The sequence below is a fragment of the Bradyrhizobium sp. Crot121 genome (assembly GCF_059512385.1).
In genome coordinates, this window is record NZ_JCAMOR010000131.1 from 1 (window position 1) to 11558 (window position 11558).

At 63.1% G+C, this 11558-nt stretch carries 13 protein-coding genes; 9 read left to right on the forward strand and 4 right to left on the reverse strand.

What is annotated here, in order from left to right:
* Positions 1-228 precede the first annotated feature (228 nt).
* Entirely contained in the window at positions 229-576 is a 348-nt protein-coding gene (locus tag AC5ZGW_RS43585) for a hypothetical protein (RefSeq protein WP_130230330.1), read from the forward strand.
* Positions 577-651: 75 nt separating this feature from the next.
* Entirely contained in the window at positions 652-966 is a 315-nt protein-coding gene (locus tag AC5ZGW_RS43590; RefSeq protein WP_130230332.1) for a DUF4286 family protein, read from the forward strand.
* A 14-nt stretch (positions 967-980) separates the two neighbouring features.
* Here AC5ZGW_RS43590 and AC5ZGW_RS43595 read toward each other — a convergent pair whose 3' ends face one another.
* A complete protein-coding gene (locus tag AC5ZGW_RS43595; RefSeq protein ID WP_130230334.1) occupies positions 981-1442 on the reverse strand; it encodes a VOC family protein in 462 nt (153 codons plus the stop codon).
* A 421-nt stretch (positions 1443-1863) separates the two neighbouring features.
* Between AC5ZGW_RS43595 and AC5ZGW_RS43600 the strand changes: the two genes are divergently transcribed.
* Positions 1864-2019 carry a hypothetical protein gene (locus tag AC5ZGW_RS43600; RefSeq protein WP_165435590.1) on the forward strand — a complete coding sequence of 52 codons (156 nt, stop codon included), beginning with the start codon at positions 1864-1866 and terminating at the stop codon, positions 2017-2019.
* A 275-nt stretch (positions 2020-2294) separates the two neighbouring features.
* Here AC5ZGW_RS43600 and AC5ZGW_RS43605 read toward each other — a convergent pair whose 3' ends face one another.
* Positions 2295-2519 (reverse strand): GCG_CRPN prefix-to-repeats domain-containing protein, encoded by a 225-nt coding sequence (locus AC5ZGW_RS43605; protein ID WP_080663701.1) that lies wholly within the window; start codon positions 2517-2519, stop codon positions 2295-2297.
* Between the two features lie 245 nt (positions 2520-2764).
* Positions 2765-3460: an ArsR/SmtB family transcription factor gene (locus AC5ZGW_RS43610; RefSeq protein ID WP_028164064.1), complete on the reverse strand. Its 696-nt coding sequence runs from the start codon at positions 3458-3460 to the stop codon at positions 2765-2767.
* 179 nt (positions 3461-3639) lie between these two features.
* On the opposite strand from AC5ZGW_RS43610, the gene AC5ZGW_RS43615 reads away from it, so the two are divergent.
* The 3 genes from AC5ZGW_RS43615 to AC5ZGW_RS43625 are packed head-to-tail and all read left to right on the forward strand — an operon-like array spanning position 3640 to position 5179.
* Positions 3640-3948, forward strand: coding sequence for an NIPSNAP family protein (locus AC5ZGW_RS43615; RefSeq protein ID WP_130230336.1), 309 nt, complete (start codon positions 3640-3642; stop codon positions 3946-3948).
* Between the two features lie 31 nt (positions 3949-3979).
* On the forward strand, positions 3980-4330 hold the full coding sequence (locus AC5ZGW_RS43620) for an antibiotic biosynthesis monooxygenase family protein (protein WP_130230338.1): 351 nt from the start codon (positions 3980-3982) through the stop codon (positions 4328-4330).
* Between the two features lie 33 nt (positions 4331-4363).
* On the forward strand, positions 4364-5179 hold the full coding sequence (locus tag AC5ZGW_RS43625; protein WP_130230340.1) for an isocitrate lyase/PEP mutase family protein: 816 nt from the start codon (positions 4364-4366) through the stop codon (positions 5177-5179).
* 65 nt (positions 5180-5244) lie between these two features.
* On the opposite strand, the gene AC5ZGW_RS43630 is transcribed toward AC5ZGW_RS43625, so the two are convergent.
* The gene (locus AC5ZGW_RS43630; RefSeq protein WP_130230342.1) at positions 5245-5652 is read right to left on the reverse strand and encodes a hypothetical protein; all 408 of its coding nucleotides are present in this window, start codon (positions 5650-5652) and stop codon (positions 5245-5247) included.
* Between the two features lie 387 nt (positions 5653-6039).
* On the opposite strand from AC5ZGW_RS43630, the gene AC5ZGW_RS43635 reads away from it, so the two are divergent.
* From AC5ZGW_RS43635 to AC5ZGW_RS43645, 3 genes are all read left to right on the forward strand, one after another.
* Positions 6040-9531, forward strand: a complete 3492-nt coding sequence (locus AC5ZGW_RS43635; protein ID WP_130230344.1) for an indolepyruvate ferredoxin oxidoreductase family protein — start codon at positions 6040-6042, stop codon at positions 9529-9531.
* Between the two features lie 245 nt (positions 9532-9776).
* Positions 9777-10934, forward strand: a complete 1158-nt coding sequence (locus AC5ZGW_RS43640; protein ID WP_130230346.1) for a thiolase family protein — start codon at positions 9777-9779, stop codon at positions 10932-10934.
* Complete coding sequence (locus AC5ZGW_RS43645) at positions 10934-11323, forward strand: Zn-ribbon domain-containing OB-fold protein (protein WP_130230348.1); 390 nt, start codon at positions 10934-10936, stop codon at positions 11321-11323. The genes AC5ZGW_RS43640 and AC5ZGW_RS43645 overlap by 1 nt, the downstream gene beginning before the upstream one ends.
* Positions 11324-11558 lie beyond the last annotated feature (235 nt).

Sequence of the window (11558 nt, forward strand, 5' to 3'; positions counted from 1 at the left end):
CAAGGCTTCCTCCTAAAAGAAAGCCTTGAATCACGTTCCGTCTGATTTGAGAATCCCAAGAGTCCACACAGCCTAGGGGCAACGGTGCGGCGGCCATAGACAAGGTAAGACAGCTGAGCGAAGCGCAACACGCCGTCTTTCTTGAAGAGAACTTCGGTGGATTGGGCAGTGGTTGGTCTGCCCTAGGGTTATAGTCGGTTCGCGACCAACCCCCTCGATCTTGAACCCATGACCGAAGTCGATCCAGAAGACGAGATTTCAGAGATCGAAGCGCGGATCGAGGAGCTTGCCGAGAGCGCCGAACGATGTCGGAAGTTCATTCGGGCTTCCAAGGCAGCGATTGCCGGCGGTATCACATTGCTGCTTATCGCACTCGTCGGCCTGTTTGGATTAGGTCAGGTCGCAGCACTTGGATCGATCGCCATGGTGCTGGGCGGGATCGTGTCGTTGGGATCGAATGTCAGCACATTGCGACAGACCGACAGCGCCATCTCCGCCGCCGAGGCGCGCCGCTTGCAACTGATCGGCAGGATCCATCTTCGGCCGGTCGGTGATGCGCCCAAGAAACTGATGTGATGCGCTGACTTGTGAACAGGTGTCGTCGGCACAATAACGAGCTATCCTTGGAGCGAATACCCGCCGGAGGATCACATGCCCACCACTCTCTTCATCGTCCGTGCCACCGTCACCGACCCCGCGAAACGTGCCGCGTTCGATGCCTGGTATTCGCGCGAGCATTTGCCGGATGCGCTGAAATCGTTCCAGGCGCAGAAGGCGTGGCGGTATTGGAGCGCGACGGATCCGTCGCAGCATTTGGCGACCTATCAGTTTGCCGATCAGACCTCACTCGAGCGCGCGGTCAACGGCGAGGAGATGAAACGGCTGATTGCCGACTTCAATCGCGATTGGCCTGACGTCACGCGCACGCGTGAGGTGCTGGTGTTGGCGGAGGAGATTGCGGCCTGATCGCCGCGTCGCGCCTACGCCGCCTTGCCCTGGTTCTTGAACATCTCCGTCGCGCGCTTCTTCAGTTCGTCGGGTGCGACGTCCTCGATGTGTGTGCCGAAGAACCAGCTATTGCCGGCGACATCCTTCACCCCGCCGGTGCGGTCGCCGTAGAATTGGTCCGCCGGCTCCATGATCGAGGTCGCGCCGGCCTCGATGGCGCAGCGGTAGGCGGTGTCGACGTCGGGCACGTAGAGATAGAGCATGGCGGGCATGGCCTTGGCGTGCTCGCAGGCATCGGCAATCATCACCATGGAATCGCCGATCCTGAGCGTCGCGTGCATGATCGTGCCATCGGGCCGCAGGGTCGGCTCGTGGTGCTTTCGGGCACCCAGCGCCTGCTCCAGGAAGCTGATGATCTTCTCGGCACCCTCCACGATAAGATAAGGCGTCACGGTGTGAAACCCGTCTGGAGTCGGTCGCGCCTTTGCCGCCATGGCGTTCTCCTTCGGAATTGGAGCTGACCCGGTTAACGCCGAGCGTCCATTTTGGTCGCATCGTGCCGGCAAAAAAAGATCGTGGCGAGTCCGCGGATGCAGAGGCGCGCGCGATTGCCGCGGCGCTTTTTGTCGCGCCCAGCGCACGCGCAAAGTTCAGCGGGCATTCATCTCACGGCGGCGACACTGTTCGAGCATCACATGCTGAGCAAGAAAAGGACAATGTTCATGGAACGCCGCCACTTTTTGAAGATTGCATTGGGCGCTGCCGCAGGTGTGGCAACCTTTGCTGCAACCGCGCAAGCCGCGGCGATGATGCCACTAAGCGAAGACGCGCGGCGGCCTTCCAGCCCGGATGCCCATCCTGCGGTTTCCACCGGCGATGAAGTTGAAAAGCTCAAGCCCGAACAGGTGCAATGGCATGGCAGTCACGGGCATCGCGGTCACGGGCATCGCGGTCATGGGCATGGAGGTCATGGACATCGTCGCCACTGGCATCCTCACCGGGGCTGGCGCCATCGCCATCGCCACTGGCACCGTCGGCACGGGCGTCGCTGGTGAGGCCAATCTAGTCTAGCAGGCCCACTAATCGAAAAAGGGCAGGGACCGCGAGCCGCAGTCCCTGCCCACTATCGTTTGGCCACTAAAGTTTAGCGCGCTCTGCTCGGCCATCTGATTGGCCGAGCTTTGTTCGACTAGAGCTTCGGTTCTGATGGAATCAGATCCGAAGCTCTAGATTCTAGTTTTGACGCGTTTTCTGCGCAGATAAGTCTACGCAATCTGCGTAAACTTGATTGCTATGCGAACCGGAGTCCACTTCGCTCGAAAACGCTCTACGCTTTAACGACAAGTTTAGAAAGGCCGGCAACGGCCATGGCGCCAAATGAAGCCGCGGGGGCAGACGCGAGGCGCCACCACCATTCTCGGTGCAGGCCGCACGTAGACGGCGCGGTTGGGTCGGCAACCGCCATACGGACCACGGTGAAAGCCGGGGCCGCAACCGCCCGCCGCGTTTGCGGAGCTGAAGCTCGCGACCATGCCAGCCGCAACGACAGCCGCCGCCAGAACATACTTCATTCTTTTTCTCCCATTGAGTTCTCGCCGCACTCGAATGCGACAGTGATTCGCCGCGCTGGAGTGTCGCAGACGCCGCATCACTTGTCGCGGAGCATAGTTTCCAGGGCTGAATGCGATGTGAACGGAGCGGTTACTTCTTACCGTGGAGCAAAGAAACCTGCTACCAAGTTAGCGTTCTGCAGCATTTGCCGGTGCAAATGACGAAGCAATGACGGCGCCCAGTTCTTCGCTGCGCTCGCGTGCCGCTATTCGCCAGTCCCGAATAGCGCAGCAAATCGCTTTTCGCCGTTCCGCGAAAAATTCACCACGCGGCTGCCCGGCGTCGTGTCGCGCGCCGCCCATTTCAACTCGGTGAAGCGCTCCATGATCGCAGCGCCCAGCGTGCCCGCCAGATGATGCCGCCGCTCGCTCCAATCGAGGCACGCCTTGCATACGGGGCGGCGAGGATGGAGTAGCGCGTCGGCGTCGATCTGCAGCGCCTTCGCGATGAAGCGCTTGCCTTCGCCGGTCAGCTCCATCGCGTCCTTGCTCTGCCGGATCAGCCGCTGCTTCTTCATGCTGTCGAGCATCTGAACGCCGAGGTCGCCCGCGAGGTGATCGTAGCAGATCCGCGCGCGGCGGAGCGCGGGGTCCTTCGGCCCGGTGCGCACGCGCATGTGGCCGGCGCGCGCGGCAAGCCCCGCAAGCCCCTCCAGCACGCCTGCGACGTCGGTGCCGGTGAGGCGGTAATAGCGGTGGCGGCCCTGCTTTTCCGGCTCGATCAGCCCGCCAGTTTCGAGCTTGGACAGATGCGAGCTCGCGGTCTGCGGCGTAATGCCAGCTTCCTGCGCAAGCTCGCTCGCGGTAAGTGCCCGGCCGCTCAACAGCGCGGTGAGCATGTTGGCGCGCGCAGGGTCGCCGACCAGCGACGCGACCATGGCGATGTCAGGACCAGCTTTCATACTTCGATCTTAGCCGAAGCATTAGCGTCGAGCAAGGCGTTATCATTCGCGCAACCTGATCGAAGTGTCGCACCGGTGCGAGGTGTCGCACCGGTGGCGACGAGGCGGTCCATCATTCCGCGTGCGCGGACGGATGCTTCCGCCTTCGCCCGCAACGACGCAAGCTGTGGGAGCAACCCATGACCATCACCGCGTTCATCCGCTACGAGCTCGATCCCTTCAAACGCGCGCAGTTCGAGGAATATTCCAGGCGCTGGCTCACCATCATTCCCAAATGCGGGGGCGATCTGATCGGCTACTTCATGCCGCATGAGGGCACCAACAACATCGCCTTTGCGCTGATCTCGTTCGAAAGCCTTGCCGCCTACGAGGCCTATCGCGCACGGCTGCGCGAGGACGCCGAAGGCATGGCCAATTTCAACTTCGCCGAGGAACAGAAATTCATCCTGGCCGAAGAGCGGACTTTTTTGCGGCCGGTTACGTTGTAGACTGTCGCCTTCCGGAACGAGGGAGGTGCCGATGATTGCCGTGATCTTCGAGGTCTGGCCGAAGCCCGAACTTCGGCAGCAATATTTCGATCTTGCCGCCGAGTTGCGGCCGATCCTGGAGAGCATTGACGGCTTCATTTCCGTGGAGCGCTTCGAGAGCCTGACCGAGAAGGGAAAGTTCCTGTCGATATCGTTCTTCCGCAATGAAGCCGCCGTCGAGGCCTGGCGCAATGTGGTGGAACATCGCAGGTCTCAGGCGAAGGGCCGCGCGGTCATATTTGAGGACTACCGGATCCGGATCGCCAGTGTGATCCGCGACTACGGCATGAACGATCGCGCGCAGGCGCCCAGGGACAGCCGTGCCGTTCATGAGCCGCACTAGCTCGCAATACCAATCATCGAAAGGAGAGCAAACATGCCGGTCACGATTGCCGAGAAGCGCGCTGCGTTCAGGAAGCTGCATGAGAGCGGCTGCTTCATCCTGCCCAATCCCTTTGACGTCGGCAGCGCCCGCGCACTGCAGCAACTCGGTTTCAAGGCGCTCGCCTCCACCAGCGCCGGCTTTGCCTGGACCATCGGCAAGGCAGACAACCGCGTCACGGTCGATGATGTCGTGGGCCATCTGACGGCGCTTTGCGCCGCCGTCGATCTGCCCGTCAACGCCGATTTCGAAGGCGGCTTTGCCGTAGAGCCGGACAACGTTGCAACCAACGTTGCCCGCGGCGTCAGGACAGGGGTTGCGGGACTCTCGATCGAGGACTCGACCGGCGATGCGGCAAAGCCGCTGTACGACTCCAGCCTGGCGGTCGAACGCATCAAGGCCGCGCGCAAGGCGATCGACGCCGAGGATAGCGGCGTCCTGCTCACCGGCCGCTGCGAGGCCTTCCTGTGGGGACGGAACGATCTCAATCTCGTCATTGAGCGGCTGCAAGCCTATTCCGCCGCCGGCGCCGATTGCCTCTATGCGCCCGGCATCAAGACGAGGGACGAGATCGCGGCGGTCGTGAAGGCGGTGCATCCCAAGCCCGTCAATCTCCTGATCGGCGCCTCCGGCCTGTCGCTGCAGGAAGCGACCGATCTCGGCGTGCGCCGCATCAGCGTCGGCGGATCGCTGGCGCGCAACGCCTGGGCCGGCTTCATGAAAGCCGCACGCGAGATGGCGGAGCAGGGGACCTTCACCGAACTCGCCCACGGCTATCCCGGCGGCGAGCTCAACAAGATGTTCAAGTAGCAGTTCTCACAAGAAACACGGCGGGCGGATCGATGCCCGCCGTGCCTCGAGAGTGTCGATACCTCTTACTTATTGCTGTCCGGCTTGGCCGAACGGTCGATCTCCTGGCCGGTCGGATTCGACTGCGGTGGTGTCGGGCGGTTAGTCGCCGCGCCCGTCGTCGTGCCGGGTTCGGTGTTGGCCTTCGGCGTGGTCGATGGAGATGCGGGGTTGGCCGGCTGGTTCTGCGCGCTCTGCGATGGCGGCGTCGTGCCGGCATTGTTAACGGACGTGTTGTTCAGGCCATAGAACACTGCGCCAAGCACCACCGCGATCGCAATCGCGAACATCGCGATCTTCGCACCACTGGCCGGGCCCTCGGCAAGCTCCGGATCCGGCTGCAACTCATTGTCCAGATTGTTGAGACGCGCCTGATGGCGGATCTCGTCCTCGGTCATATTGCTGCGGTCAGGGTCATTCGGTTGGTATGCCATTGGGGTTCCTCCGTTAGCCTAAGTTACAACTCGCGAGCGCTCCCTGACGTTCCCGGTCCCTGCGTGCTGCACGTCTTCGTCGAAGAAGAATGCACTGCACAAAAACACTTGAGCGAGAATCGCGCCGGCCGTTTGACGCCATGCCTGCATCCGCCAACCTGCTGTCGGCCTTCCGGGTACCTTACGGCGTTTCGCGCAACACCCCTCCGGCGCACGAAGCGAAAACAAACCCGGTCATTCCAGGCACGAAATTGCGAACTTCGAAAGCGAGCTGTTTCAGCACAGAATTGTGCTGCGCGGCCTTTGAAAACCGACATAGACTGGTTCTAAGGCGCTTGGATGACTAGCTAAAATCAGTCGCTGCGACCAAGGATTACGAGGGCTTAGATGGGAATCAACCAAGGTCCGATCAGTCTCGACCAGAAGTATACTCAGGGCACCGGCCATATCTTTCTGACCGGCATCCAGGCCCTGGTCCGTCTGCCGATGGCGCAGATCCGCCGCGACCGTGCAGCCGGCCTCAACACCGCGGGCTTCATCTCCGGCTATCGCGGCTCGCCGCTTGGCGGTTACGACCAGCAGCTCTTTGCGGCGAAGCACCATCTTGAGCAGTACAACATCAAGTTCCAGCCTGGCGTGAACGAGGACTTGGCTGCCACGGCGGTCTGGGGCTCGCAGCAGCTCCACCTCTCGCCCGGCGCCAACTACGACGGCGTGGTTGGCATCTGGTACGGCAAGGGCCCAGGCGTCGACCGTTGCGGCGACGTGTTCCGCCACGGCAATGCGGCGGGCTCCGCCAAGCATGGCGGCGTGCTGTGTCTGGCCGGCGACGACCATGGCGCCAAATCCTCCACTGTGCCGCACCAGTCCGACCACGCCTTCATCTCGGCGCTGATGCCCTATCTCTATCCGTCCAGCATCCACGAGATGATCGAGATGGGTCTGCTCGGCATCGCGATGTCGCGTTACTCCGGCTGCTGGGTCGGCATGAAGGTGATCACGGAGACGGTTGAGACCACGGCCGAGATCGACCTCAGCGACGAGATGACGCCATTCGTGATCCCGACCGATTTCGAACTGCCGCCTGATGGCCTGAACATCCGCTGGCCCGACGACCGCTTCGAGCAGGACCGGCGCCTGCAGGACTACAAGGGCTATGCGGCGATCGCTTTTGCCCGCGCCAACAAGGTCAACCGCATCACCATGGATTCGCCGAACGCGCGCTACGGCATCATGGCCTCAGGCAAGAGCTACGAGGATATCCGCCAGGCGCTGCGCGAACTCGGCATCACGGAGGAGATCGCCGCCAAGATCGGCATCCGCCTCTACAAGATCGGCATGCCCTGGCCGCTGGAGCCGGAAGGCGTGCGCAACTTTGCCGTCGGCCTGGAGGAGATCTTCATCGTCGAGGAACGGCGCGAGATCGTCGAGAACCAGGTCAAGCAGGAACTCTTCAACTGGCGCGACGACGTCCGCCCGCGCATCGTCGGCAAGATGGACGAGCACGAGAAGCGCTTCCTTACTTTCGCTGCCGAGCTCAGCGTCGCCTCGCTCGCGAGCTCGCTGACCGAGCGCCTGCTTCGGCTCAATCTCAACCCTGAGATCGCCGAGATGCTGCGCGCCAAGGCCGATTGGTTCAACGGCCGCCAGGCGACGCAAATGCAGGCGACATCCCCGATCGCCCGCGTCCCGTATTTCTGCTCGGGCTGCCCGCACAACACCTCGACCAAGGTGCCGGAAGGCAGCCGCGCGATGGCCGGCATCGGCTGCCACTTCATGGCGCTGTGGATGAACCGCAACACCGAGACCTTCACGCATATGGGCGGGGAGGGCGTGCCGTGGGTCGGCATCGCGCCGTTCACCAACGAGAACCACATCTTCGCCAATCTCGGCGACGGCACCTATTTCCATTCCGGCATTCTGGCGATCCGGCAGGCCGTCGCTTCCAAGGCCAACATCACCTACAAGATCCTCTACAACGACGCGGTCGCGATGACCGGCGGCCAGCGTCACGACGGCGATCTGTCGCCGCAGCAGATCACCTTCCAGCTCCACGCCGAAGGCATTCGCGAGATCTACCTCGTCTCCGAGAATCCCGACGCCTATCCGGCCGGCACCATCGCGCCCGGCGTGAAGCTCGCCCATCGCGACGAGCTTGAGAACGTCATGAAGGCGTGCCGCGAGTTCAAGGGCACGTCCGCGATCGTGTTCGTGCAGACTTGTGCCGCTGAAAAACGCCGCCGCCGCAAGCGCGGCCTGATGGAGGACCCGCAGCGCCGCGTGCTGATCAACCCCGCCGTCTGCGAGGGCTGCGGCGACTGCTCGGTGCAGTCGAACTGCATCTCGGTCGAGCCGCTGGAGACCGAGTTCGGCCGCAAGCGCACCATCAACCAGTCGACCTGCAACAAGGACTATTCGTGCGTGAAGGGCTTCTGCCCGTCCTTCGTTACCGTCGATGGCGGCAAGCTGCGCCGCCGCGCGCCGCCGGATCTCGGCGCCATTGGTGACCTGCCGGAGCCCACCGTGCGGCCGTCACTCGATCGGCCCTATAACATCGCGGTCGGCGGCGTCGGCGGCACCGGCGTGCTGACGATCGGCGCGCTGCTCGGCATGGCCGCTCATATCGAAGGCAAGGCCAGCATGATCCTGGACATGTCGGGCCTCGCGCAGAAGGGCGGCGCGGTGCTGAGCCACGTCCGGCTATCAGATCACCCGGCCGACGTTACCTGTTCGCGCATCGTCACCGGCACCGCCGATCTCGTGCTGGCCGCGGACGAGGTGGTCGCGGCGTCCAAGGAGACGATCACGCTGTGCGAATCCGGCCGCACCGCCGGCATCATCAACAGCCATGTGATCCCGACCGCGGACTTCATCCTCAACCGCGACTTCAACTTCCAGGTTCGCAAGGTCAACTCGGTGCTGGAGAACGCACTGCGCCAGGACTCCGCCTTCTTCGATTTCACCAGGCCGGCCGAAGCCCTGCTTGGCGACAGCATCGCCACCAACATCATGATGATGGGCTACGCCTATCAGAAGGGCCTGTTGCCGCTGTCGGCGGCGTCGATCGAGCAGGCGATCGAGGTCAACGGCGTCTCGATCAAGATGAACAAGGAGGCCTTCCAGCTCGGCCGTCTTGCCGCCGCCGATCCGGTGCGGCTGGCCGCGATGATGAAGGACCAGGACGAGCCGGTCGCGCCGAAGACGCTGGATGCCATGACGCTGGACGAGATCATCGCCCACCGCAGCGCCCATCTCACGGCGTATCAGAGTAGCAGGTTGGCAAAACGCTATCGCAAGCTGGTCGATCAGGTGCGCGATGCCGCCACCAAGGGCGGCTATGGCGAAGCGCTGACGCGGGCGGTTGCGATCAACTATGCCAAGCTGCTCGCCTACAAGGACGAGTACGAGGTGGCGCGGCTCTACACCGACGGCCGGTTCGAGCACCAGCTCCGCGAGCAGTTCGAAGGCGATTTCAAGTTCAACTTTAATCTCGCGCCGCCGATCCTGGCGCGCGGCGTCGACGCCCAGGGCCGCCCGAAGAAGCGCGCCTTCGGTCCGTGGATGCTGAATGCCTTCCGCGTGCTGGCCAGGCTGCGCTTCCTGCGCGGCACGCCGCTCGACCTCTTCGGCTATAGCGCCGACCGCAAGCTCGAGCGCGATTTGATCGCAGGCTACGAGAAGGACGTCGCGACCGTGCTCGGCCTGTTGTCGCCGGTCACGGTCGACACCGCTGTCGAGTTGCTCTCGCTGCCCGATCGCATCCGCGGCTACGGCCCGGTGAAGGAAAAGGCGGTGCAGGACGCAAAAGCTCGCTACGCCCAACTCGCCGCCGACCTCGCCAACCCGCCGCCGGCCCCGAGGCAAATGGCAGCGGAGTAGCGTCGGGCCACGGCGCCGCTGCTTACTCCTCATGGTGAGGAGCGCGTAGCGCGTCTCGAACCATGAGGCCCGGCTGTCGCCCAGGGCCATCCTTCGAGACGCCGCTACGCGGCTCCTCAGGATGAGGTCTGATGCGTGTGGCGGCTACGCCCTCCCTCTCGCCGCACGGAATATTTCCGCGCTTGCCAAGGCCTGCCTGACGGTCCAGAAAAACGCTCGCACCAGAAACGCCAGCGGAGAACGAGTTGACCATCAAAGGCAAGGCTTACATTGCCGGCATCTATGAGCATCCCACCCGGCATGCTCCCGACAAATCCACCGCGCAGCTCCATGCCGAGGTCGCCAAGGGCGCGATCGAGGATGCGGGGCTCACCAAGGACGATATCGACGGCTATTTCCTCGCCGGCGATGCGCCCGGCGGGCTCTGGCCGATGGTCGATTATCTCGGCTTCAACACCAAGAAGTTGCGGCACGTCGATTCCACCGAGACCGGCGGCTGTTCCTACCTGATCCACCTGGGTCACGCAGCCGAAGCGATTGCTGCCGGCAAATGCTCGATCGCGCTGGTGACGCTCGCCGGCAAGCCGCGCACCGGCGTGATGCCGCCGCGCGCCGCCGGCGCCGAGGCCGATTTCGAATCCGCCTACGGAGCTACCACGCATAACGCCTACGGCATGTGTGCCATGCGCCATATGCACGATTACGGCACCACCAGCGAGCAACTCGCCTGGATCAAGGTCGCCGCATCCCATCACGCGCAATACAACCCGCACGCGATGCTGAAGGAGGTCGTCACAGTCGAGGACGTCCTGAACTCACCGATGATTTCAGATCCGCTGCACCGCATGGACTGCTGCGTCGTCACCGACGGCGGCGGCGCGATGATCGTCACCACGGAGGAAATCGCGAAGAGCCTGAAGAAGCCGCTGGTGCGCCTGATCGGCCATGGCGAAGCGATGAAGGGCCCGCGTGGCGGCAAGGATCTCGATCTGACGTATTCCGCCGGCGTGTGGTCCGGTCCGCGCGCCTTCGAGGAAGCGGGCGTGACGCCGAAGGATATCAAATACGCCTCGATCTACGACAGCTTCACCATCACCGTGCTGATGCAGCTCGAAGACCTCGGCTTCTGCAAGAAAGGCGAGGGCGGCAAGTTCGTCGCCGACGGCAACCTGATTTCGGGCGTCGGCAAACTGCCGTTCAACACCGACGGCGGCGGGCTCTGCAGCAACCATCCCGTCAACCGCGGCGGCATGACCAAGATCCTCGAGGCCGTCCGGCAACTCCGCGGCGAAGCGCATCCGAAGGTGCAGGTGCCGAATTGCGATCTGGCGATCGCGCATGGCACCGGCGGCCTGCTCGGCGTCCGCCACGCCGCCTCGACCTGCATTCTGGAGCGCGTGTGATGACTGAAGCGAAGAAATACAATGCGCCGGTGACCAACCCGGAAACCGCGCCGTTCTGGGAAGCGGCCAAGCAGGGCAAGTTCCTGATCAAGCGCTGCACCGCCTGCGGCGAGCCGCATTACTTTCCGCGGTCGATCTGCCCGTTCTGCTTCTCCGACAAGACGGTGTGGGAAGAGAGCTCGGGCGAGGCGACCGTCTATACCTACAGCCTGATGCGGAAGTCGCCGACCGGCGCGTACGCGATCGCCTATGTCACGCTGAAGGAAGGCCCGTCGCTGCAGACAAATATCGTCGACTGCGACCTGGACAAGATCAGGATCGGCCAGAAGGTGAAGGTGGTGTGGAAGCCGACCGATGGCGCGCCACTGCCGTTCTTCACGGCGGCCTGAGAAGTACCTTCTCCCCTTGTGGGGGAAGGTGGCAGCCGCAGGCTGCCGGATGAGGGGTTCTCTCCACAGGCACAGGTGCTCATGGAGGCAACCCCTCGCCCGAACGAGCTTGTTGCTGGCGGCGGAGCGGCCCTCTCCCACAAGGGGAGGGGGCGCAGCGGTCCTAACCGGCTACATAGGTAACAGAATAGACCGGCGACATGGGTAACAGGTCAACTGATCGGCAAGGAGGAGC

Excerpts from the sequence above, each read along its gene's own strand:
- AC5ZGW_RS43585 (WP_130230330.1), top strand. The coding sequence starts at position 229 with ATGACCGAAGTCGATCCAGAAGACGAGATTTCAGAGATCGAAGCGCGG.
- AC5ZGW_RS43590 (WP_130230332.1), top strand. The coding sequence starts at position 652 with ATGCCCACCACTCTCTTCATCGTCCGTGCCACCGTCACCGACCCCGCG.
- AC5ZGW_RS43595 (WP_130230334.1), bottom strand. The coding sequence starts at position 1,442 with ATGGCGGCAAAGGCGCGACCGACTCCAGACGGGTTTCACACCGTGACG.
- AC5ZGW_RS43600 (WP_165435590.1), top strand. The coding sequence starts at position 1,864 with ATGGCAGTCACGGGCATCGCGGTCACGGGCATCGCGGTCATGGGCATG.
- AC5ZGW_RS43605 (WP_080663701.1), bottom strand. The coding sequence starts at position 2,519 with ATGAAGTATGTTCTGGCGGCGGCTGTCGTTGCGGCTGGCATGGTCGCG.
- AC5ZGW_RS43610 (WP_028164064.1), bottom strand. The coding sequence starts at position 3,460 with ATGAAAGCTGGTCCTGACATCGCCATGGTCGCGTCGCTGGTCGGCGAC.
- AC5ZGW_RS43615 (WP_130230336.1), top strand. The coding sequence starts at position 3,640 with ATGACCATCACCGCGTTCATCCGCTACGAGCTCGATCCCTTCAAACGC.
- AC5ZGW_RS43620 (WP_130230338.1), top strand. The coding sequence starts at position 3,980 with ATGATTGCCGTGATCTTCGAGGTCTGGCCGAAGCCCGAACTTCGGCAG.
- AC5ZGW_RS43625 (WP_130230340.1), top strand. The coding sequence starts at position 4,364 with ATGCCGGTCACGATTGCCGAGAAGCGCGCTGCGTTCAGGAAGCTGCAT.
- AC5ZGW_RS43630 (WP_130230342.1), bottom strand. The coding sequence starts at position 5,652 with ATGGCATACCAACCGAATGACCCTGACCGCAGCAATATGACCGAGGAC.
- AC5ZGW_RS43635 (WP_130230344.1), top strand. The coding sequence starts at position 6,040 with ATGGGAATCAACCAAGGTCCGATCAGTCTCGACCAGAAGTATACTCAG.
- AC5ZGW_RS43645 (WP_130230348.1), top strand. The coding sequence starts at position 10,934 with ATGACTGAAGCGAAGAAATACAATGCGCCGGTGACCAACCCGGAAACC.